Annotated in this window: 17 protein-coding genes; 14 read left to right on the top strand and 3 right to left on the bottom strand. The window is 63.2% G+C overall.

Features of this window, described 5'->3' with window-relative positions; translation table 11 throughout:
- The first annotated feature begins 101 nt into the window (after positions 1–101).
- On the top strand, positions 102–293 hold the full coding sequence (locus OXH56_10990; protein ID MCY3555837.1) for a hypothetical protein: 192 nt from the start codon (positions 102–104) through the stop codon (positions 291–293).
- A 42-nt stretch (positions 294–335) separates the two neighbouring features.
- The gene (locus OXH56_10985) at positions 336–677 is read left to right on the top strand and encodes a hypothetical protein (protein ID MCY3555836.1); all 342 of its coding nucleotides are present in this window, start codon (positions 336–338) and stop codon (positions 675–677) included.
- A 185-nt stretch (positions 678–862) separates the two neighbouring features.
- On the opposite strand, the gene OXH56_10980 is transcribed toward OXH56_10985, so the two are convergent.
- Positions 863–2275, bottom strand: coding sequence for a 2-oxo acid dehydrogenase subunit E2 (locus OXH56_10980; GenBank protein MCY3555835.1), 1413 nt, complete (start codon positions 2273–2275; stop codon positions 863–865).
- Between the two features lie 86 nt (positions 2276–2361).
- On the bottom strand, positions 2362–5034 hold the full coding sequence (gene aceE / locus OXH56_10975) for a pyruvate dehydrogenase (acetyl-transferring), homodimeric type (protein MCY3555834.1): 2673 nt from the start codon (positions 5032–5034) through the stop codon (positions 2362–2364).
- Positions 5035–5293: 259 nt separating this feature from the next.
- On the opposite strand from aceE, the gene OXH56_10970 reads away from it, so the two are divergent.
- Positions 5294–6205: a dihydrodipicolinate synthase family protein gene (locus OXH56_10970; GenBank protein ID MCY3555833.1), complete on the top strand. Its 912-nt coding sequence runs from the start codon at positions 5294–5296 to the stop codon at positions 6203–6205.
- A 180-nt stretch (positions 6206–6385) separates the two neighbouring features.
- On the opposite strand, the gene OXH56_10965 is transcribed toward OXH56_10970, so the two are convergent.
- Entirely contained in the window at positions 6386–8371 is a 1986-nt protein-coding gene (locus OXH56_10965; protein ID MCY3555832.1) for a hypothetical protein, read from the bottom strand.
- Between the two features lie 566 nt (positions 8372–8937).
- Between OXH56_10965 and OXH56_10960 the strand changes: the two genes are divergently transcribed.
- The 11 genes from OXH56_10960 to OXH56_10910 all read left to right on the top strand — a co-directional run bounded on the left by OXH56_10960 (position 8938) and on the right by OXH56_10910 (position 22619).
- Positions 8938–13566, top strand: coding sequence for a M28 family peptidase (locus OXH56_10960; GenBank protein MCY3555831.1), 4629 nt, complete (start codon positions 8938–8940; stop codon positions 13564–13566).
- Positions 13563–14498: a sugar phosphate isomerase/epimerase gene (locus tag OXH56_10955; GenBank protein ID MCY3555830.1), complete on the top strand. Its 936-nt coding sequence runs from the start codon at positions 13563–13565 to the stop codon at positions 14496–14498. Before OXH56_10960 ends, OXH56_10955 begins: the two co-directional genes overlap by 4 nt.
- A complete protein-coding gene (gene pyrR, locus OXH56_10950) occupies positions 14495–15028 on the top strand; it encodes a bifunctional pyr operon transcriptional regulator/uracil phosphoribosyltransferase PyrR (protein MCY3555829.1) in 534 nt (177 codons plus the stop codon). Before OXH56_10955 ends, pyrR begins: the two co-directional genes overlap by 4 nt.
- Complete coding sequence (locus tag OXH56_10945) at positions 15028–15984, top strand: aspartate carbamoyltransferase catalytic subunit (protein ID MCY3555828.1); 957 nt, start codon at positions 15028–15030, stop codon at positions 15982–15984. The genes pyrR and OXH56_10945 overlap by 1 nt, the downstream gene beginning before the upstream one ends.
- Positions 15974–17317, top strand: coding sequence for a dihydroorotase (locus OXH56_10940; protein MCY3555827.1), 1344 nt, complete (start codon positions 15974–15976; stop codon positions 17315–17317). The genes OXH56_10945 and OXH56_10940 overlap by 11 nt, the downstream gene beginning before the upstream one ends.
- A 130-nt stretch (positions 17318–17447) precedes the next feature.
- Positions 17448–18647 carry a tetratricopeptide repeat protein gene (locus tag OXH56_10935; protein ID MCY3555826.1) on the top strand — a complete coding sequence of 400 codons (1200 nt, stop codon included), beginning with the start codon at positions 17448–17450 and terminating at the stop codon, positions 18645–18647.
- Positions 18648–18797: 150 nt separating this feature from the next.
- Complete coding sequence (locus OXH56_10930) at positions 18798–19325, top strand: SPOR domain-containing protein (GenBank protein ID MCY3555825.1); 528 nt, start codon at positions 18798–18800, stop codon at positions 19323–19325.
- A gap of 84 nt (positions 19326–19409) precedes the next feature.
- Positions 19410–20606, top strand: a complete 1197-nt coding sequence (locus OXH56_10925) for an alanine--glyoxylate aminotransferase family protein (GenBank protein MCY3555824.1) — start codon at positions 19410–19412, stop codon at positions 20604–20606.
- 74 nt (positions 20607–20680) lie between these two features.
- The gene (locus tag OXH56_10920) at positions 20681–21004 is read left to right on the top strand and encodes a cupin domain-containing protein (protein ID MCY3555823.1); all 324 of its coding nucleotides are present in this window, start codon (positions 20681–20683) and stop codon (positions 21002–21004) included.
- A gap of 100 nt (positions 21005–21104) precedes the next feature.
- Complete coding sequence (locus tag OXH56_10915) at positions 21105–21854, top strand: creatininase family protein (GenBank protein MCY3555822.1); 750 nt, start codon at positions 21105–21107, stop codon at positions 21852–21854.
- 24 nt (positions 21855–21878) lie between these two features.
- Positions 21879–22619 carry an amino acid ABC transporter ATP-binding protein gene (locus OXH56_10910; protein ID MCY3555821.1) on the top strand — a complete coding sequence of 247 codons (741 nt, stop codon included), beginning with the start codon at positions 21879–21881 and terminating at the stop codon, positions 22617–22619.
- The last annotated feature ends 7 nt before the right edge of the window (positions 22620–22626 follow it).

Here is a 22626-nt window from a genome sequence, read left to right as displayed (position 1 = left end):
TTTCACTTGTCAATCTATACGCATAGTCGATATCATAGTTAACCCGACCGGCCCGGGACGACCGGGGTTTTAGTCCACCACCTGAAAATGGATCGATGCAAATGACAAACCGAATTCGCTTGGTCACCGCGCTGATCCTGGCCGGAGCCCTGTCGTGGGCTTCGCAGGCCGGCGCTCAACTCAACACCAACACCAGCTTTAACCCGGAACCGCTCAGCCTCGTGGATTTCAAGAAGGCGTTCAACGGCGATACCGGAAAAGTCCGCCTCGTCGTGATGTTCTCGCCTACCTGAGGCCACTGCATAAGCGGCGCCGGGGCGGTGCAGCAAGAGATATTGAATAAGTTTCCCTCCGATGACCTCCGGGTCTACGTGGTCTGGCAGCGTATACTCCGAAACGACGCGGTCAATACGGCCAAGATCGCGGCGGAGCAGGTGTTCAGCGACAAACGGGTCAGCCAGATGTGGGACCCCGCGAACGCACTGGGATTCTGGTACAAGAAGTCGGGGGAACTGGAACACAAGGACCCCATGGTCTGGGACGCCTATTTCCTCTACGGCAAGGATGCCGAGTGGAAGGACGCGCCTACCGGGCTGATCGACACCGGTTACACGGTGTGGAATATGAAAGACAGGCTCTTGAAATCGGTGGCAACGACGATGGAGACCGTGGACTGATCTCCCGGTAGCGGGGCACCCTGGAATTCAGGGTTCAACTACAGTACGACGAAGATCAATTGGACGGGGCGGTTCGACAAGGACCGCCTCGTTTTTTTATTGGGATGTGGTCTGGCTGGCACGTCAGGGTTCAGTCCGGACTGGGGGATTCGGCAGGTACGATCCGGCAAGTCTGGTCCGGCCGGTCAACCCTCCAGGCTGAGCAGGAAGGGTTCCTCGAAGGCCTGGACCAGCCACTGCATGAAGCGGGCGCCGTCCGCGCCGTCGATGAGCCGGTGGTCGTAGGAGATCATCAGCGGCAGCATGAGACGCGGCTGGAACGCGCCATCCACGTATATCTGTTCCATGCGGCTTCGCGCCAGCCCCAGGATGGCCACGTCGGGCGCATTGATGATCGGCGCGAAGAAGGTCCCGCCGAACCCGCCCAGATTTGAGATCGTGAAGGTGTTCCCCTGCATATCGTCCGGCGAGAGCTTCCTGTCCCGCGCCCGGGCGGCGACCTCGGATAGTTCGACAGACAACTCGACCATGTTCTTCCGGTCCACGTCCCGGATGACCGGCACGACCAGGCCCCGGTCCGTGTCGACCGCCACGCCCACGTGGTAGTACTTCTTGTGGATGATCTCCTGCCCGGCCATGTCGACGCTGGCGTTGAAGAGAGGAAATCGCTTGAGCGCCGCGGCCACGATCTTCAGTGCGATGGCCGTCATGGTCAGCTTGCCGCCGGCGGCTTCGGCCGCTGGGCCGAACTGCTTGCGCAGGGCTTCCATGTCGGTGACGTCGGCCTTGTCGGCATAGGTGACGTGGGGGATGTTCGACCACGCTGCGGACAGGTGTTCCGCGGCGGCGCGGCGCAGGTTGCTCATGGGCTCAGTCTCCACCGGACCCCATTTCGCGAAGTCCGGCAGCGAAGCCGGAGCGGATGGCCAGGGACCGGCAGCCCCTTGGCCGGCGCTCAACTGCCTGGAATGAGACTTGACGTCCTCGACGGATATGCGGCCGTCGGGACCGGTTCCCGGTACCTGGCCGATGTCGAGCCCGATCTCCCGGGCGAAGCGTCGTACGGAAGGTGCCGCCGGTACCGGCGCGCCTGAAGTGGAAGCGGCTGCAGGAACGACCGGGGCCGGCGGTGTAGGCGGTGTGGTATTCTCTGAGGACCCAGTTTCCACGGCGGGTGGCTCGCTGACACCGGACTCCGGAGCATCGGCAACCGTGGTTTCCTCGGCAGGCACTTCGATAGTGGACGCCGAACCATCATCGGCAGGCCCGTCGGCACCAGGCGCTTCAGCCTCCGCCTTTCCGTCCGCTTCCGCTGCGGGGGCCTCGCTGGCGGCCTCGCCGCCAGTCGCACCCTCTCCCGCCCCTTCTTCATACATGAGCACGGGCGCGCCTACCTCGGCCGCCGCGCCGTTCTCCACGAGGATTTCAGTCACCACTCCGCTGAATCCCGACGGCACCTCGAGGTTGGCCTTGTCGGTCTCGATCTCCAGGACGGGCTGGTTTTCTTCGACTTGATCCCCGACGGCCACCAGGATACCTACCACGGTGCCCGCGTCGACGTTCTCACCCAGCGCCGGAAGATTGAATGGCGTTGCCATAGGTCTTGCGTCCCTCTGCCATTAGTTTGTGTGGAGTCGGCTTGTCGGCGTCGATCTCCGGAACGGCCATCGCCTGCTTCGGCCCGTCACAGCATGAGCGGATTCGGCTTGTCGGCGTCGATCTCCAGGTCGGCCATCGCCTGCTTCAGCGTGGAAGCCGGCAGTTTGCCGTCGCGCATCAGGCCGTAGAGCGCGGACAGCGCGATATAGCGGGCGTCCACTTCGAAAAAATCCCGCAGGGCGGCGCGGCTGTCGCTGCGTCCGAATCCATCGGCCCCGAGCGTGATCAGGTGGCCCGGGAACCAGGCGGATACCGTGTCCGGCAGCGCTTTCACGTAGTCGCAGGCCGCCACGTAGGGCCCCGGGACGTCGGCCACACAGGAAGTCACGTAGGGTACGCGCGGCGTTTCCTCGGGATGCATGATGTTCCACCGCTCCACGTCCACCGCTTCGTTGTGCAGCGCCTTGTAGCTGGTGATGCTCCAGACGTCCGCGGCCACGCCGTACTGTTCCTCCAGGATCCGTCCCGCCTTGAGCACCTCGTTCAGGATGGCGCCGCTTCCGAAGAGCTGGACGCGCAGGTCGCCGTCTTTTTTCTCCGACTTGCGGAACAGGTACATCCCCTTGAGGATGCCCTCCCGGGTCGCCTCGGGGTCGCCGGGCATGGGCGGCATGGCGTAGTTCTCGTTGTGCACGGTCAGGTAGTAGAACACGTCCTCCTGCTCCTCGTACATGCGCCGGATGCCTTCTTCGATGATCACCGCCAGTTCGTAGCCGTAGGCCGGGTCGTAGGCCAGCAGGTTCGGCACGGGGTAGGCCAGCAGGTGGCTGTTACCGTCCTGGTGCTGGAGTCCTTCGCCCGCCAGCGTGGTCCGCCCCGACGTGGCGCCGACCAGGAAGCCCTTGCATTTCATGTCGCCCGCGGACCAGACCAGGTCGCCGACGCGCTGCAGGCCGAACATGGAATAGTAGATGAAGAAAGGGATGGTATTGATGTCGTAGGTGGCGTAGGCCGTACCGGCGGCGATGAAGGACGACATGGCGCCCGCTTCCGAAATGCCCTCTTCCAGCAGCTGGCCGTCTTTCGATTCGCGGTAATAGAGGAGCGTTTCGCTGTCCACCGGGTCGTAGAGCTGCCCCACCGGGGAGTAGATGCCGGACTGTCGGAACAGGGCCTCCATGCCGAAGGTCCGGGCCTCGTCGGGTACGATGGGCACGATCAGGTTGCCGATTTCCTTGTCGCGCATCAGGTCCGACAGGATGTTGACGAAGGCCATGGTCGTCGACACCTGCCGGTCCGTCCCCTCGTAGTACTTGTGGTACTTGTCCTGCTCCGGCGCGTGGAGCGGCGTGAAGGTCGTTCGCCTGGAGGGCACGTAGCCGCCGAGGGCCCTGCGCCGCTCGTGCAGATACTGGATTTCCTCGCTGTCCTCGGGCGGCTTGTAGAAGGGCACTTCGGCCACGTCTTCATCGGAAATAGGGATCCGGAACCGGTCCCGGAAGGCCAGCAGGTCGCTGTCCTCCATCTTCTTGATCTGGTGGGTGCTGTTGGCGCCCTGCCCGCTGTCGCCCAGGCCGTATCCCTTGATCGTCTTCATCAGGATGACCGTCGGCGAACCCTCGTTCTCCACGGCGGCCTTGTAGGCGTGGTAGACCTTGAGCGGATCGTGGCCGCCCCGCCGCAGGTGCTGCAGCTGTGCATCGGACAGGTGTTCCACCATCTTCTTCAAATCCGGATGGACGCCGAAGAACTTGTTCCGGATGTATTCGCCGGACGCCATGCTGTACTTCTGGTACTGGCCGTCCACCGTCTCGTGCATGCGGTTTACGAGGAGACCGTCGCCGTCCTTTTCCAGGAGGGGGTCCCAGTCGCTACCCCAGATGCACTTGATCACGTTCCATCCCGCGCCCCGGAAGATGGCCTCGAGCTCCTGTATGATCTTGTGGTTGCCCCGGACGGGGCCGTCGAGTCGCTGCAGGTTGCAGTTGATTACGAAGATGAGGTTGTCGAGGTTTTCGACGACCGGCACGGTGATGGCGCCGAGGGACTCGGGCTCGTCCATCTCCCCGTCGCCCATCATGACCCACACCTTGGAATCGCTCGGCTTCTTGATCCCCCGGTTCTCCAGGTATTTCATGAAACGGGCCTGGTAGATACCGGTGATGGCGCCGAGACCCATGGACACCGTGGGGAATTCCCAGAAGTCCGGCATCAGCCAGGGATGGGGATAGGACGACAGGCCGGGCGTATTCACCTCGTGGCGGAAGTGCTTGAGCTGCTCTTCGGAGATACGGCCTTCGAGATAGGCCCGCGCGTAGATACCGGGCGCGGCGTGGCCCTGGACGAAGAGGAGGTCGCCCTCGTGGCTTCCGTTCCGGTTGCGGAAGAAGTGGTTGAACCCCACCTCGTAGAGCGTCGCGGACGACGCGTAGGTGGAGATGTGCCCGCCTATGGAGGCGTCGGCCCGGTTGGCCCGAACCACCATGGCGAGCGCGTTCCAGCGCACGATGTTCTTGATGCGCCGTTCCAGGTCGCGGTCGCCGGGATAGGGTTCCTGCAGTTCGACGGGAAAGGTGTTGACGTAGGGCGTGTTGGCGGAGAAGGGCAGGCGTACGCCGGACTCGGCGGCCCGGGACTCCAGCGCCGCGAGGATGCGGCGGGTCCGCTCCTGGTCGCCCTGCGATATGACGTACTCAATCGATTCGAGCCATTCGTGAAGTTCCAGCGATGCTACATCGGGTTCCACGTCCGTCGTCATCAAGCTTCCCCGGGGTATTCCGCGCGTCGGCTGCAAGCCCTTTATCCATTCAAAAACAACGTCACAAAATAGGGGCGTGGCACCCCTTCTGTCAATCATTATATTGGTTTACGGGCGCGTCCCGGACCCCATCGGGGAGCGCGTCTCGGTCTGATTTTGCAGGCGCGTCCCGGACCCCTGCCGCAAAGGCGTCCGGGATGCCCCTGGAAGCGTCACACAATCACGGATGAAACCTTAGTTCCGATCAAGGGAGGTTGGCATGACAAGCGACGGCCGGCAGGACTGGCACGGCATATTCACCATACCGCAGACGCCCTTTACCGACGACGGCGCGCTGGACGAGGAGGGACTGCGGAGGCAGATCGATTTCTGCGTGGATACGGGTACCCACGGCATTGTCTATCCCGTCATGGTGAGCGAGTTCTGGCTGCTTTCGGACGACGAGCGAAAACGGGTCGTGGACGTGGCCGTGGAACAGGTGGACGGGCGCATCCCCATGATCGCGGGCGTGGCCGGGGTGAGTACCGAGGTCGCCGTGATGTTCAGCCGCCACGCGCGCGAGGCCGGCGCCGACGGCGCCATCGCCCTGCCGCCCTACGTGCTCAAGCCCGGGCTGGACGGTCTGGTCGACTACTACCGCCGGGTCGCGGAAGCCATGGGGAGACCCGTTTTCATCCAGAACTTCGATCCGCCGCTGGGTTCCAGCCTCCCACCGACCGTCATCCGTGAGTTGCTGCTGGACATTCCGCACGTGAAGTACATCAAGGAAGAGATGATGCCTCCGGGCCATTCGGTAACGGCGCTGCTGGAGACCTGCGGGGATGAGCTGCACGGCGTCTTCACCGGGTTCGGCGGACGCTGGTTCATCGACGAGCTGAACCGCGGCGCGAGCGGGACCATGCCGGCCTGCGAATTCACCGATGTGCTGGTCCGCCTCTACGAGCGCTACCGGGCCGGCGACGTGGAAGGCGCGCGTGAGATCCACACCCGGCTATTACCGCTCATCAACATCGAAAGCCTGCAAGGCGTGATCTTCTGCAAGGAGATCCTGAAACGCCGGGGCCTGATCGCGTCGACCTACACGCGGGCGCCGGGCAGGCTGGACCGGCACGACCTCGCCGAAATCGACCGGCTCTTGCGGGACATAGAGCCATTGTTTATACACCGGTAATATACGCCGGTAGATCCATTGTAAATACGCTGAATGTATACGCAGATGGTAGTCGCGGTCGCGTCGTCGCTCGCGACTCGCCCTACGCGACTCGCCCTGCGCGGTTCGGCTACGCGCCCATGGTGCCACGCGCCCATGGGCCACGCGCCCAGAGACTTTCCCCGTGACGATCCCGCCGGACTACGTCCATTCGTGCAGGGCGTGACCCTGACCCGGGAACCAGATCCAGTCCACGATAAACCCGAGAAAAACCCCCGTAGTGTACCCCACGAGCACGCCCCAGGCAAAGGGCTGGGCCCGGCGGTAGAACGTCACCCCGCCGATCCGCAGCAGCAGCATCTTGATCAGCCAGGCCAGGAACAGCGAGAACATGAGGAGCCGGGTCACGTCGGCAAAGGCCACGGTGAAACCCACCGGCGCCAGGGGCCAGCCGGGAAACCGGTAGGTCAGGGCCGTCATAACGAGCATGATGACGCCGCCGAGGGCCATGAACAGGAACTCGGGCGGCTGCAGCTGGTTGGCGTTCCGGATCCAGCGCACGATGTCGTCGTAGTAAGACTCGTTGATGCCTCCGAAAGCGTCGCGCTCACCGAAGTTGTACGCGCCTACGGTCGTATTCCCGATGTAGACCGTGTACAGCACGGAGGTAAGCAGGCTGATCACGAAGGTGGCGATCATGAGGGCGAGGACCCCCCGCTTGTCCTGCCGCAGGTCGGACATCACCTTGTCCGACTGGGCGATGGTACCGATGCCCATGCCCCGCCAGTTTCGGGCATAGGCGGATCCCAGGCCGAGGGTGGTGAGACTCTGGTGGTCGATGTTCCCCGATCCCATGGTCAGGATGGTGAAATGGTGGGCGTTGACCGGAAGATCCAGGAAGGCCAGGCCCGTCTGGGCGATGATCCGCGCCGTGCCCAGGTACAGCACGAAGAGGAAAAACAGGAACACGGGCACCACCTGCCAGGACAGCCCCGAACCCACCAGCCAGGCCACCAGGTACACTACGCTGCCCGCCAGGCCGAGCACGGCGACGCGATAGGACATCAACTCCGTGGGCGGTTGCCCGCCGCCACGCAGGGCCCGCCGAAAGACGTCGGCGATCTGCGCGCGGGCCGTCCACAGGTGCCAGCATACGAAGACGATGAACCCGCCGAAGAACTGGGCCTTCACCACGGCGTTCACCCCTACCGGGCTGTCGGAAAACTGGAGTCCGACGCGGTCGAGCAGGCCGCCTTCCAGCACGCCGCACAGGGCGAAGAACCACAGGCTGAAGGTAATCTCGAGCGGCGCCAGGAAGGCGAAGCACAGGGCATATATGTTGACGCTGACCCGGATGGCATCGGTGCCTTCCACCAGTATCATCGTGGTTCGGTAAAGCGCCCCGATGGGAATGGGCGAGATGGCCCCCCAGAACGCGGCGATGTTCCAGATCATCAGGGCCAGCGTGAGTCCGAAGCCCACCTGGAACAGGCGGTCGTAGGCGAAACCCGGAAAAGTCCGTTCCGTCCGGTCGTCGTGGCGGATCAGGTCGATGGCCATGCGGACGAGTGGAAAGGACAGCCGCTCGTGGGCTACCCACGTCCTTCGCATGATGGTGGACATGCAGGCGCCCATGAAGAAGAGCATCACGAAGAAGGTCAGCCACCAGAAGAGGGGCGGTAACCAGGGTCCCCAGATGACGTCGCCTGCCCCCTCCGGGATCCCTTCGTAGAACCACACCAGCGTATTGCCCTGGCCGCTCACCAGCAGCCAGTCGGGCAGGTACTCGAAAAAGGTGACCGCCCACTGGTTCTCGGGCCGCGCGAAATAGTACGGCGTCGCGATGACCCCCATCAGATAGGCGACCAGTACCTTGCCCGGCACGAGGGAGGAAACGAACATCATCACGAAGACCAGGGCCAGTTCGTTTCCGGTCAGCACCCAGGTCGGCCGCCACGTACGCAGGGCGGGGTTGACGATGAAGAGCAGGAAGAAGAAAGGTATGAGGACCGAGATCGGCAGGTGCCCTACCGTCATGCGGGAGGACTGCAGGATGAAGGAGCCGAAGGGCACCCAGATGTTGATCAGGACGGCGAGTGCCAGGCCCAGGACGACGGCGCGGCGGGATATGCCGGCCGATCGCAGTATGCCGGACCGCGGTATACCGATTCGCGTAATGGATGTCATGATTCGGTGCGCCGAAACAGGATACAGGTTTTGAAGGGGGAATAGGATCCGGATATGTACGCAAATCAATATACCCGGTCTCCGTCAGACGGCACAACCCTAGTTTTATCCGGCGCATAACCATCGTGTAACCATGAGCGTGTAACCATGAGCGTGTAACCATCGCGTACCATTGAGTAACCTTGTGGCCGGTTCGTGCGCGCGTCACACGTGCGCGCGTGATCCGTACCGTGATGCGTACGTTGCGCGCGGCCCCGGGGGCCGTCAGGTTTTTGCTTGAACCGGCCTTTCATCTTTTTTATATTGCTATGTTCAAGTATGCTGCAACTCACTACGCTCGGAATAAATGCGACAGGATGGGCCTCGCGGCAGTTCCGGGCACTCCCAAGTTCCCCGGCAACAATTGACGCCGAGGCGGCGGTTCAGCGCGGCTTCCAGCGTACGAAACCACCAGTTCCGCATTCGGACAGCGGCAGCGGCACCAGGACTGTGGCGCGGCTGGCCCATGCGATGACCGGCCAACGCGGTGGCAGGCACGCGCGGCCGCTAATCAGGGATAAACGCACATGTGGTCGAAGGTAAAAACGGGCATAGGCATCACCATCGCGGTGCTGATGCTGTCCTCGGTCACCATCTTCCATCCCGAGGATATCACCGAAAACATCCTGATGAAGCTGATCTCCCTGCCGGAACCTCAGGAAGTTCAGCCTTTCCTGGGCCACGACCGCGACCTCGAGGAGGCCCTGGAGTCGGTCAGCACGGAATCGGTCGAAAACACGGTGCGTACCCTTTCCTCCTATCTCTCCCGGGTGGTGGGTTACGCCGGCGCCGATTCGGCCTACCAGTACGTCAGGACCCAGTTCGAAGAAATCGGACTGGAAAACATCCGGACCGAGACGTTCCCGGTCACGGTGCCCATCGACAAGGGTTCGAAGCTGACGGTGCTGGAGACGGGTGAGGAGATCCCTCTCCATGCCCTCTGGCCCAATCACGTGCGGACGCCCACCACACCCGGCGAGGGCCTTTCCGGTCCGATCGTCTATGGCGGCAAGGGGGAATTCGGCGACTTCAACGGGTATGAGATGCAGGGCAGCGTCGTGCTCATGGACTTCGATTCACAGGACCGCTTCATCAATGCCCGGATGCTCGGCGCCAGCGCTATCATCTTCTTCGACAACGGGCGGGTGACCCGGAGCGAGGCGGAGCTCAAGTTCATGGGGCTTCCGCTCAACGTGCCCCGTTACTGGGTCGATGAGGCGCACGTGCCCGGCCTGCTGGCCCTGGCCGAATCGGGTACCAACCAGGTGAACGTCCAGGCTCGCATGGACTGGGAGGTAGTGGAAGGGAAGAACATCTTCGGGTGGATTCCCGGTCTCGACGAGGAAATGCCGAACGCCAGGGACGAGACCCGAACGAAATGGAAAGACTACACGATCGTCATCTCGTCCTTCTACGACGCCATGTCGGTGGTCCCGGGCGTCGCGCCCGGTGCCGAAAGCGCCACGGGTGTCGCCGCGCTGCTCGAGGTCGCCCGGGCGGTCAAAAGCTACAACCCGAAGTACTCCGTGGTCATCCTGGCCACTTCCGCCCACTTCATAGGCCTGGAAGGCGCGCACAACTGGCTGTACCGGCACGGCCGGGCGAGCGGTTACTTCATGTCGAGGATCCCCGAGGCGGACCAGATCGATTTCGACATGTTCTTCGGCATCGATCTTTCCAGCCACGACTCCCGCGTCGGAGCGTTTGCCTTCGGCACCTTCGACAACGGCGCCTGGGCGACCAATCACTACATAAAGAACATCTTCGCCCCCTATTCGCGGAAATTCGCGAGCTATATCCAGGAAGCCTTCGGCGCCGGCGCCGATTCGGCCCGGTACGTCAACGCCATCGTGCCGCCGCAGCGGACCTGGAAGGACTTCATGCCCGTCAAGCTCGGCCTGGACAGCGAAGCCGTCACCTACATGGGCAAGAAGGGCATGTCCTTCGTCACGCCGAACGGGACGCGGGGCCTGGTGGATACGCCCCACGACCGCTTCGAATCGGTCAATATCGCCAATATCACCGAGCAGGCACGGTCGCTCGCGGTCATGCTCGCCCGGGCAACCACCGACGGCGAACTCTTCGAAGAGACCAAGCTCAAGATCCAGGATACGGCCCACGACATGGCGGGCACGGTCTACGAGTTCGACCGGGACGTCAACTTCTTCGTGCCCAAGAAGCCCATCCCCGGCGCGCTGGTCACCTATTACAAGGGACTGACCAATACGGGCGTGCGCGGTATCCTCATCACCAAGGCCGATTCCCTGGGACGCTTCGAATTCCGTCCGCTGAAGCAGCAGAAGGGTCCGATCAAGCTGCGGACGTACGCACTGGACGAGGACGGCGAGATCGTCTACGCGCCCGACCTGGGCCAGGAAGGCGACAAGACCTTCCCCCTGGACGCGGCCAGCGGCGCGAATGAAAACACCACCCTGCAGATCGTGTTCCGTGCCCAGGCCCTGGACGTGTACGAGATCATCGACTCCCGTTACCTCACGGCGCTGGACCAGTTGACCGTCCTGGCGCAGAACGATGCCGAACCTCAGTGGTACGGCCACAGCTACATTGAAAAGCAAAGCGGCACGGAGGGTCGCACTGTGCCCGCGGCCGTCGTCTTCGCCAAGCCGGGTCAGCACGTCAAGCTGCTCATGAGCACCAGCCTCTTCGGCGTCAAGTACCTGCTGACCAACGCGCCCGATACCTTCCTGAAGGACCCCGTCGAACCTCAGGAAGTGACCCTGGAAATGCTGGAAGAGGCCCAGGGCCAGGGTTACCCGGTCGATATGGGCCTTATCGTGAACCCGTCCTACCAGGGCACGCGGGACATGTGGGTCGTGGATGACGTAAGGCTAAAGCAACTCGCGCGCTTCGGCGTGGAGAACCAGCGCATCGAGCAGCTGCACGAACAGGCGCGCGTCACCCTCCTGGAGGCGGAGGAGCACCTGGCGAACCGGGAATACGACGCCTTCATCTCGAAATCGCGGGAAGCGTGGGGGCTCGAAGCGCGTGGCTACCCGGAAGTCAAGTCCACGGCGGACGACACGGTCAAAGGCGTGATCTTCTATTTCATCCTGCTCATCCCCTTTTCCTTCTTCATGGAGCGCCTGGTCTTCGGTTTTCCGACGATCAACAAGCGGATCTTCGGGTTCGCCGCCTTTTTCATCGCGGTCTTCCTCGTGCTGCAGCAGGTGCATCCCGCCTTCAAGCTCAGCACGTCGCCCTACGTGATCTTCCTGGCCTTCGTCATCTTCGCGCTGGGGACGACCGTGCTGATCATCGTCCTGTCCAAGTTCAACCAGGAAGTCCAGAAGATCAAGCGGGCGCAGACCGGCATGCACGAGGCCGACATCGGCCGGTTGAGCGCAACGGCCGTCGCCCTGTCGCTGGGGGTATCCAACCTGCGCAAGCGGAAGATCCGCACGGCCTTAACGGCGGCGACCATTACGCTTTTGACCTTCACCGTGCTGTCCTTCACGTCCATCACCACGTCCTTAAGGTACTACAAGCTGGAGCGGTACAACGAACCGACCTACGAGGGGACGCTGGTCCGGGACCGCAACTGGAAGGGACTGCAGCCCTCCGTCTACGACTATCTCAAGAGCACGTTCGAAGACAAGGCCACGCTGATCCCGCGGGCCTGGTACATGTCCCAGGTCAAGGGCGAAAAGGGGTTCTTCTCCTTCTCGTCGCCCCAGTCGTCCCATGAAAGTTACGTGAACAGCATACTGGGCCTGACCCCGGACGAGCCGAGGGCGACCCGCCTCGACGAATACCTCCTCGGCGGCAGGTGGTTCGAGCCCGGGGAACGGGACGCGGCCATCCTGCCCGACGACGTGGCCGCGGTGGTGGGCATCAGACCGGAGGACGCCGGTTCCGCCTACATCGACATGTTCGGCATGAAGCTGCAGGTCGTCGGCGTGATCGATTCCCGGCGGTTCAACCAGCTCAAGGACCTGGACGACGAGAAGCTCACGCCGGTCGACCTGGTCCAGGAAAAGGGCAAGATCGCGCAGCGTATCGGCGAGGACCCCCGGCTGCAGGCCGAGTCGCCGCCGGAGGCCTTCATCCATCTCGAATCCAACAACGTCATGATCCTGCCGTTCGAGACCGTCATGGATCTCGACGGCAAGATGTATTCGGTCGCCATCACGGACTTCCTGGACGAGAGCGGACAGCTGAACCCCGATTTCGACCGCGATATCGAGGACTTCCTGTCCCGGGTCGCCATGACCATGTTCGTGGGGAAGGACGGCACCGTCAACGTCTACAGTTCCATCGGTTCCACCTCCATCGGGGGCCTCGGAAACTTCCTCATCCCCATCCTCGTCGCCGCCATGATCGTCCTGAACACCATGATGGGCGCGGTCCACGAGCGCTTCCGTGAAATCGGCGTCTACAGTTCGGTAGGCCTGGCGCCGAGTCACATCGCGGCGCTGTTCCTGGCCGAGTCCTCGGTCTTCGCCACGGTGGGCGCCGTGCTGGGCTACCTGGGGGGACAGACCATCACCCTTGTGCTGGCGAACTACGACATCCTCGCCGGCCTGTCGCTGAACTATTCCTCACTGTCGGCCGTCTGGTCGGTGGTCGTGGTCATGGCCACGGTGTTCCTGTCCACAGCCTATCCGGCCAAGAAGGCGGCGGACATGGCCGTGCCCGACGTGGGCCGGGAGTGGAAGTTCCCCGAGCCCGACGGGGACGACTGGAGCTTCGACTTCCCCTTCACCATCGGCAGCGTCGAGGTGCTGGGCATGTACGCCTATCTCACGCGGGTCTTCGAATCCTACGAGGAGGGTTCCCTGGGCGCCTTCGTTACGGAGAACGTCCAGCTGACGGCCGTGGAAGGCGCAACGGACCAGCCCATGTACCATATCTCGATGATGACCTGGCTCGCCCCCTACGACCTGGGCATCAGCCAGAAGGTCTCGCTCAGCGCCGCGCCGGCGGAGAATGAAAGAGATCTCTACGCCGTATGGGTGGACATCCACCGCGAGAGCGGCGACGTGGCGTCCTGGCAGCGCATCAACCGGCGCTTCCTGAGCGTGCTGCGCAAGCGCTTCCTGGTCTGGCGCACCCTCCCGCAGGATCTCAAGAACGAATACGCCGCGACCGGCCGGGAAATGACGGAAAGGATGGAAGAGGCGGGACAACCCGTATGAAGTTCGCCTTCTGCAACGAGATGTTCCAGGACGTCCCCCTCCGGCGGATCTTCCAGACCGCCGCGGAAATCGGATATGACGGCGTGGAGATCGCGCCTTTCACGGTGGCGCGGTCGGTGAACGAGGTCGGTCCCGACGCCCGGAAGGCGATTCGCGACGACGCGGCGGAATCCGGCATCGAAATCACCGGGCTGCACTGGCTCCTGCTCAGCCCGGAAGGCCTCTACCTAAACCACCCCGACGACGGCATCCGGTACTGCACCCGTCTGTACCTCTGCGACCTGATACGGTTCTGCGGAGACATCGGCGGCCGGTTCATGGTGGCCGGTTCGCCGAAGCAACGCAATGTCTTGCCGGACCAGACCTACGAGGCGACCTGGGACCGGACCCGCCAGGCGTACCTGGAATGCCTGCCCACGGCGGAAGAGTGTGGGGTCACCCTCTGCCTCGAGCCGCTGGACAGCGCCCAGACCAATTTCATCAACACCCCGGACGAAGCCGCGCGGATGGTCCGCGAGATCGACCATCCACAATTCCGCCTGATCATCGACGTCCGGGCGACCCTGTGCCAGGGGCTGGACGTGGCGGCGGCCATTCACCAGCATCGCGACATCACGGCCTACATCCACTTCAACGACGCCACCGGCAACGGACCGGGGTTCGGAGATACCGATTTCGTCCCAATCCTGCAGGCGCTCCGGGAAACCGGCTACGACGGATACGGTTCGGTGGAAGTGTTCGACTATTCGTTCGGCGCGGAGCACATCGCCCGGAAGAGCCTGGAGACGCTGAAGGCGGCCTGGTCGGCGTCGAGCACGCCGCGCGAGGGGGCGGCCGGAACGGCACAGGACGCGGCGGACGCCCCGCGCGAGGGGGCGGCCGGAACGGCACAGGACGTGGCAAGAGGCCCGCGCGAGGGGGCGGCCGGATGAGCGAGCAGATCCTCGACAGGGAAGGCATCGCCCGGGCGCTGTCCCGCATCGCCCGCCAGATCCTGGAACGCAACCAGGACGCTTCCGGTATCGCCATCGTGGGTATCCAGCGGCGGGGCGACTGGCTGGCGCGGCGGCTGGCCGAAGCCATACGGGAAGCGGAAGACACGGCCGTTCCCGTGGGCGTGCTGGACATCAACCTGTACCGCGACGACCTCCAGGTCCGCGCGGACTACCCCGTCGTCCGCACGACCGACATCCCCTTCGATATCGAGGGGCGCACCGTCATCCTGGTAGACGACGTCCTGTACACGGGACGCACGATCCGCGCGGCGCTGGACGAGCTTAAGGATTTCGGCCGGGCGAGGCGGATCGAGCTCGCCGTCCTGATCGACCGGGAAGGACGGGAACTGCCCATCCAGGCGGATTACATCGGGGAGACCATCGAAGTGGGCCCCGGCCGGACCGTCGTAGTCCACGTCCATGAGCTGGATCGGGACGACAACGTCGCGGTGGAGGAGGTGGCCTGATGGCGAAGAACCGGCTCCGCGCGCTGCGTCACCGACACCTGATCGGCCTCGAGGACTACTCCCGCGAGGAGATCGGACTGATCCTGGATACGGCGGATTCCTTCAAGGAAGTGATCCGGCGGCCCATCCGCAAGGTCCCTGCCCTCCGTGGGAAGAACGTCGTAAACCTCTTCTTCGAATCGAGCACCCGCACGCGGCTGTCCTTCGAACTCGCAGAGAAGCAGCTTTCCGCAGATACGCTTAACTTCGCGTCCACCGGGAGCAGCGTGTCCAAGGGAGAATCCCTGAGCGACACGGCGCGGAACATCGAAGCCATGCAGGTGGACTGCGTGGTGGTCCGCCATGGCGGCGCCGGCGCGCCCCTCTTCCTGTCGCAGTGCCTGTCGAGCGCGGTCGTCATCAACGCGGGCGACGGCGCACACGAACATCCCACGCAGGGCCTGCTGGACCTCCTGACCATGCGGGACGCACTGGGCCGGCTGGAAGGACTGAAGGTGGCGCTCATCGGAGACATCGCCCACAGCCGGGTGGCGCGCTCCAATATCTGGGGACTCCGGAAAATGGGCGCCGACGTGGTCGTATGCGGGCCGCCCACGCTGATTCCCGTCGACATCGAGGAGATGGGCGTGGAGGTATGCTACCACCTGGAGGACGCCCTTCGCGGCGCCGACGTAGTCTACGCCCTGCGGATACAGCTTGAACGGCAACAGGAAGCCTTCTTCCCGTCCCAGCGCGAGTACACGCGGCTCTTCGGCATCGATCCCGAACGGCTGGATCTCGCCAAGCCCGAAGCCATCGTCATGCATCCCGGCCCCATCAACCGCGGCGTGGAACTCGACAGCCGCGTGGCGGACAGTGGGAGATCGGTCATCCTGGACCAGGTGACCAACGGCGTCGCGGTGCGCATGGCGGTCCTCTATCTCCTCAACGGCGGAGGTGAGCGCGATGCGGCCTGACCGAACGGATACCATCGGCGGCGCAGCCGGAGTCGCCGGGCTTGCGGTGGTCCGCAACGGACGCATCGTCGACCCCGCTTCCGGCTGCGACGAGCAGGCTGACCTCTGGATGCGCGACGGCAGGATCGTCGACCGGCCGGCGGACGACGAGGCGAAAGGCGCCGCGGTCATCGATGCGGACGGCCTGTTCGTCCTTCCGGGCCTGGTCGATCTACACGCCCATCTCTGCGAACCCGGATTCGAGTACCGGGAGACCCTGGAAAGCGGCGCGCTCGCCGCAGCAGCAGGCGGTGTCACCGCCGTGGCGTGCATGCCGGACACCGACCCGGTCATCGACGACGCACCCATGGTGGAATTTGTGCGGGAAAGGGCGGCCGGCGCAGCGGCGAAGATCCATCCCATCGCCGCGGTCACCGCGGGACGGGCGGGAGAACGCCTGACCGAAGCCGGCGAACTGGCCGAGGCCGGCGCCGTGGCGCTGTCCGATGCCGGCCGGTCCATCCGGAATCCGGCCATCCTGCGCCGGGCTCTCGAATACAGCCGGATGTTCGACCTGCCCATCCTCGTGCACTGCGAAGACCCGTCGCTCTCTGCCGGCGGGCACATGCACGAGGGAAGCCACGCCACCCGGCTGGGCCTTAAGGGCATACCCTCCATCGCGGAGGAAACCGTCGTCGCCCGGGACCTCATGCTGGCCGAATGGACGGGCGGGCGGATCCACGTCACCCACGCCAGTACGGCCGTGACGGTGGATCTCATTCGTTCGGCGAAGCAGCGGGGCGTACGGGTGACCGCCGATGCCAGTCCCCATCACCTGGTGTTGACCGACGACTCCCTTTCAACCTACGCCTACGATACCCATCTTAAAGTGAATCCGCCTCTGCGGAGCAAAGCGGACGTGGAGGCACTTCGCTATGGGCTGGCGGACGGAACGATCGACGCCGTCGCTTCGGGCCACACGCCGCGGTCCGTGGACGAGAAGTACACGGAGTTTCAGGAAGCGCTGCCCGGCGCCACGGGTCTCGAAACCATGCTGGCCGTCGTGTTTACGGAGCTGGTCAGACCGGGCCTGCTGACCCTGGGCGAAGCGGTAAAGGCCCTGTCCGCATCCCCCGCGGGGATACTCGGCGTCGAAGGAGGCAGCCTGGCGTCCGGCGGTCCCGCCGACCTCCTGCTCTTCGATCCGGATGGAACCTGGACCGTGGATCCCGCGTCCTTCAGATCAAGATCCTCAAACTCGCCTTTCACCGGCCGCACGCTGGAAGGGTGCATAACCATGACCATCGTCGGCGACCGGGTAAGTTACCGGCGCGACGCGCCTGAATCACCTTGACGGACAGGTACAAATCACTTTATTTTAGATGACTGTCTACATCGGATCCATCGGACATGATCTTGAAGATGCAAACCCATGGCAGGCCGCGAATAGGTGTCATCGACGTACCTGTCGAAAGGAGTCTGTAATGTTTTTAAGAAAGGTTTCCATCTGCGTATTGTTTGCCCTCGGCTTCGCCCTGTTGATACCGGTCGCCGCCGACGCGCAGAAAATCGAGCTTCGTTCCGCGAAGATCTACATCCGCGAAACGCCCCCTCAGTGGGACAAGGCCATGGCACTGCTCGAGACCGCCCTGGAGAAGGACCCGGGCAACAACGACGCCCACTACCTCCTCGGCCTCATACATTACTACCGCGGGAATTTCGATACGATGTTCCAGAACTGGGAAACGGTTACCTTCGATGATCTGGACAAGAAGGACAAGGAACAGTTCAGAAACACGCTGGGCTCCATGATCCGCACGAACTATCAGACCGGCCAGCAAAGCTTTGAGAAAGAGGAGTACGCGGACGCCGCCCAATTCTATGGCCGCTCCGTCAATGCGACCTCGATGCTCCAGGATATACTGCGCTCCATTGGCAAGAAGAAAGAGGCCGAGGAGGCGGACGGATTGGAACCCGCCAAACAGCAGAGGTACCTTTACTGGGGCTACGCCGCCTTGAACTCGAAAGATTATGAAGGTTCCAGGATGGCCCTCGAGAAGCTTACCGAAGCGGATCCGAACAAATTCGAAGCCTGGGACGGCCTGATCAACGTGTACTACAACACCCAGGTCTGGGACAAGGTGGTCATTGCCTGCGACAGGATCATCGAACTGTCGGAAGCGGTCGATCTCAACACCTACCTAATCAAGCGCGACGCCTATTTCAATGTCGCCGACACGGCCAACGTGATCACCACGTATGAGCAGGCGATGGAAGCGTTTCCGGAAGAAAAGTCTCTGTATCGGGAACTCGGTTCTATCCATTCCTCCAAGAATAACCTGGAAAAGGCGATCGAAGTTTTGGAGAAGGGAACCGCCGCTATTCCCGAGGATCAGGATCTGCTGCGGTACCTGGGGACCAACTACTACAACAAGGGATTGTCCGACCGGGATGGCGGAAACGTGGAAGCGTCCTCGGCGGCGTTCAATGGCGCTATCGAGAGCATGAACAAGCTGCTGGTGTTGGAGCCGAAGAGTATCGAAGCACACGATATTCTCGGCGATTCCTACGCCGGACTGGCCAGTATTGAAACGGACGAGGCCAGGAAGATGGAGCTGTTTACCAAGGGCGAAGAACACCAGAAGACGAAGATGGATCTGATCACCTCGGGAGAAGGCATGTAGGTTCCGGGGATGTTTCCAGATGGTGGTCGGTCTGAGGTAAAATTAACTGGTTTTCAAGAGGATTCCGGGGATCTCCGGAATCCTCTTTTGCTACCGTTGCCCTGATCCACGCCTTCCCACCAGGCGCCGTCGCCAACATGGGAGCTGATCATGCGGTATGACTTTCCGTTGAAAACGCCAGTCCAGGTTGCTTTGTTGGCATTGTGTCTTCTGTTCGGCATGAATCTGGCGGGCTGCGCGTGGCTGCTCGGGCAGCGGGCACCCGCCACTTCGCCTCCGGCGCCTCAACCCGAAGCGCAGGAGCCCGAATCGCAGGAACCCGAAGCGCAGGCGCCCGATGACGACGCGTCACGACCTGATGGGGCGTTGATGGGTAATCAGGCCAAAGCGGCTTCCGAAACCTCCGTCAACGCCACGGTAGCAGAACCCATCCTGGGATACAGAGTCCAGCTTTATTCGTTTACGAGCCGCGAATCGGCCGAAGCCGCACTACAGCAGGTGGAGCAAACGTTGTCGGAATGGTCGTATGGCGTCTACGTGGATGAGAAATCCAACAGCTTCAAGGTGCGCGTGGGCGACTTCAAGGAAAAGGCCGATGCCGACATCCTGCGTGACTGGCTGAGAACCAGGGGGTTTGTCGATGCCTGGACGGCCAGGACCCTGATTAAGACGCGCTGACACACAAACCCGGTCAACCTGCGCTCCGAATGGCGCACCTCAATACCGAAGGGCGCACCTCAATACCGAAGGGAACACCACCGCATGCCCTCGAATCATGATACATTCGCACCCCTGGACCCCGGCCGGCGCGTCCTCATGGGGCCCGGGCCGAGCGACATGCATCCCAGGGTCTACCAGGCCATGGGAGCTCCGCTGACCGGTCACCTGGACCCTTATTTCATCGGGGTCATGGACGATACCAAGGCGCTGCTGCGGTACGTGTTCCAGACCGAGAACGCCATGACGCTGGCCATCTCCGCCACGGGATCCGCCGGCATGGAGACCTGCATCTGCAATCTCGTGGAGCCAGGTGACGAGGTACTCATCTGCGTGGGCGGCGTCTTCGGAGACCGCATGGCCCAGATGACCGAGCGCCACGGCGGCAGGTTGATTCGTCTCGAAGGCGAACCGGGGCGGCCGTTCACGCCGGAACAGGTCCGGCAGGCGCTGGAGGGATGCCGTCCCAGGGTCGTGGGCCTCGTACACGCGGAGACGTCCACGGGCGTGCTGCAGCCCCTCGAAGAGATCATCCCCGTCATCCACGAGCACGGCGCCCTCGTCCTGGTCGACACCGTGGCCTCCCTGGGCGGTACGCCGGTCAAGGTCGACGCATGGGGCATCGACGTCTGCTATACCGGCAGCCAGAAATGCCTGAGCGCGCCGCCGGGCCTGGCGCCTCTTACGCTCAACGACCGCGCGCTCGAGGCCATTGCCGCCCGCAAGACGCCGGTCGACAACTGGTACATGGACCTCTCCCTGATCAACGCGTACTGGGACGGCGACCGGACCTATCACCATACAGCCCCGGTGAGCCTGTTCTACGCCTTGCGGGAAGCCCTCGTGCTCATCCACGAGGAAGGGCTGGAGAACGGCCATCGGCGACATGCCGCGAACTACGAAGCGTTCAGGGCGGGGATCGACGCCATGGGGCTCGCGTTCTTCGTCGACCCGCCGCACCGCGCCCCGACCATCAACCCCGTCCTGGCCCCGGAAGGGATCGACGAGGACGGTGTGCGGAGCCGCCTGCTGAAGGATTACGGCCTCGAACTCGGCGGCGGCCTCGGCCCGTTGAAGGGCAAGGCCTGGCGCGTGGGGCTCATGGGCCAGTCCTCGCAGCGCGATCACGTCATCCTTTGCCTGGGCGCCCTCGAACAGGCCCTGCGCGCGGAAGGTCACGAAGTCGCCGGGAGCGGCGTGGCGGCGGCGAGTGCCGTATACGCCGACGCCGGGACGGGCTAGCCGGAACGACCTGGTCCGACCGGATTGCGCACGATCGTTTTAACCGGGCATCCTGCCCATAGACGGAGGAGCATATGTATTTCGTCGAAGAAGAAAACATGTCCAATAAGTCCATCGCCCCGGGCGTCAGCATCGCCGTGGCCGGAGGCGACCGGGCCCAGATGTCCTTCGTGACGCTCACACCGGGATCGCAGGTGCCCATGCACGACCATCCCCACGAACAGCTGGGCGTGGTGCTGGAAGGTGAGTTCGTCATGGTCATCGGGGAGGAAAGCCGGACCATTAAAACGGGCGACAAGTACGTGATACCCGGCGGGGTGCGACACGGCGTGACCGAAGTCATGGTCAAGTCCGTCGCCCTCGACATCTTCAGCCCGCCCCGGGAGGATTACGCTTAACCGAGAAAAACCGTGTCCGCGCCGATCAACCGGCGAGGCCCGCCGCGGCTTTCACAGCAAGACCCGCCACGGTCAGTACCCAACCAGTCAGGAGACTTCCATGTCCGACGCCCTACCCCAAGACCGGCCCGTACAACTCTGGAAAATGACCCGCAGGCAGTTCCGCGAGGGGATCTACGACGGCAACCTCAAGGGAGCGTTCATCCCCACGGGCAGTACGGAACAGCACAACGAGCACCTGGAGATGTCCCACGACACCGCCAGCGCCGTCCACGTGTCCGAACGCGCCGCGCAGGCGCTCTATCCCGAGGTCGTGGTCACCACGCCGCTGGCCATCGGCGTGTCGGAGCACTGGATGGACCACAAGGGAACGCTGACGACCCGGCCCGAGATCTTCACGGAACTCCTCTACGACGTGGCCGACAGCATGAAACGGGGCGGGATCAGCCATATCCTGGCCGTCAACGGCCACGCCGGGAACGCCGGTCCCGTCAACGCCGCGCTGGAGGACATCAAGTCCCGCCTGGGGGTCGATTTCGCCTTCTGCAGCTACTGGGAAGCCTATACCCCGGAAATTGTCCAAAAGTACATGGAGTCGAACAACTGTCCCGGCCACGCCAGCGAGTTCGAGACCTCCTTCGCCTACGCGGCCTTCCCCAGGCACGTCCACTGGGAAGGCGTCGACTACGACTCGGCCAGGCTGACCATTTCCCAGGCCGACCGGGCGACCCAGGACCGGGAATTCCACCACGAGGCCAAGCTCGCCGACGCCGTGAAGGGACAGGGCATGATCGACGTGGCGGTAGACTGGGTCGCGGCCAGGATGAAAGCGATGATCGAGGGCACCTGATCCGTGTCTGGCGATACCCCATCCATTATCGCGTTTGAAGACGTAAGCAAGTGGTTCGGGACTTTCCAAGTGCTCCGGGACGTGGATCTGAGCATCGGCGAAGGCGAGTGCGTCGTCATCTGCGGACCATCCGGATCGGGCAAGTCCACGCTGATCCGCTGCATCAACCGGCTGGAAACCCACGACCGGGGCACGGTCCGGGTCCACGGCGTCCCGCTGGGACCGGGCGAGCGGCTTCCCCGCGAACTGCGCGGGAAGATCGGCATGGTGTTCCAGAGCTTCAACCTGTTCCCCCACATGACCGTCCTGCGGAACCTGGCCCTCGCCCCCATGCGCAATCTCGGGATGGATAAGGAGAAGGCGGAAGAAACCGCCCTGTCCTACCTCGAGCGCGTGCACATCGGGGACCAGGCCGAAAAGTACCCCGACCAGCTTTCCGGGGGGCAGCAGCAACGCGTGGCGATCGCCCGGGCGCTGTGCATGCAGCCCGATATCCTGCTTTTCGACGAACCCACGTCGTCCCTCGACCCGGAGATGATCCGGGAGGTCCTCGACGTGATCTTCGAGCTTACGGACAGCGGCATCACCATGGTCTGCGTGACCCACGAAATGGGTTTCGCCCGCAAGGTCTCCGACCGGGTCGTCTTCATGGACCACGGCGAGATCGTCGAAAGCGCCGCGCCGGACGCCTTCTTCGACGCGCCCAGGGAAGAACGGACCCGGGCCTTCCTCAACCAGATCCTCCACTACGAGGCTTCGGCGTGATCGGGCT

The sequence above is a fragment of the Gemmatimonadota bacterium genome, assembly GCA_026702745.1.
Taxonomy (GTDB): domain Bacteria; phylum JAAXHH01; class JAAXHH01; order JAAXHH01; family JAAXHH01; genus JAAXHH01.
The sequence above is the reverse complement of the archived record's forward strand: the minus strand, read 5'-3'. Positions and strand labels throughout refer to the sequence as shown.

Bases quoted from the DNA above. Each gene is read 5' to 3' on its own strand.
- OXH56_10935 (MCY3555826.1), top strand. From the start codon at position 17,448: ATGTTTTTAAGAAAGGTTTCCATCTGCGTATTGTTTGCCCTCGGCTTC.
- OXH56_10990 (MCY3555837.1), top strand. From the start codon at position 102: ATGACAAACCGAATTCGCTTGGTCACCGCGCTGATCCTGGCCGGAGCC.
- pyrR (MCY3555829.1), top strand. From the start codon at position 14,495: ATGAGCGAGCAGATCCTCGACAGGGAAGGCATCGCCCGGGCGCTGTCC.
- OXH56_10965 (MCY3555832.1), bottom strand. From the start codon at position 8,371: ATGACATCCATTACGCGAATCGGTATACCGCGGTCCGGCATACTGCGA.
- OXH56_10925 (MCY3555824.1), top strand. From the start codon at position 19,410: ATGCCCTCGAATCATGATACATTCGCACCCCTGGACCCCGGCCGGCGC.
- OXH56_10940 (MCY3555827.1), top strand. From the start codon at position 15,974: ATGCGGCCTGACCGAACGGATACCATCGGCGGCGCAGCCGGAGTCGCC.
- OXH56_10960 (MCY3555831.1), top strand. From the start codon at position 8,938: ATGTGGTCGAAGGTAAAAACGGGCATAGGCATCACCATCGCGGTGCTG.
- OXH56_10945 (MCY3555828.1), top strand. From the start codon at position 15,028: ATGGCGAAGAACCGGCTCCGCGCGCTGCGTCACCGACACCTGATCGGC.
- OXH56_10970 (MCY3555833.1), top strand. From the start codon at position 5,294: ATGACAAGCGACGGCCGGCAGGACTGGCACGGCATATTCACCATACCG.
- OXH56_10920 (MCY3555823.1), top strand. From the start codon at position 20,681: ATGTATTTCGTCGAAGAAGAAAACATGTCCAATAAGTCCATCGCCCCG.
- aceE (MCY3555834.1), bottom strand. From the start codon at position 5,034: ATGACGACGGACGTGGAACCCGATGTAGCATCGCTGGAACTTCACGAA.
- OXH56_10955 (MCY3555830.1), top strand. From the start codon at position 13,563: ATGAAGTTCGCCTTCTGCAACGAGATGTTCCAGGACGTCCCCCTCCGG.
- OXH56_10930 (MCY3555825.1), top strand. From the start codon at position 18,798: ATGCGGTATGACTTTCCGTTGAAAACGCCAGTCCAGGTTGCTTTGTTG.
- OXH56_10915 (MCY3555822.1), top strand. From the start codon at position 21,105: ATGTCCGACGCCCTACCCCAAGACCGGCCCGTACAACTCTGGAAAATG.
- OXH56_10980 (MCY3555835.1), bottom strand. From the start codon at position 2,275: ATGGCAACGCCATTCAATCTTCCGGCGCTGGGTGAGAACGTCGACGCG.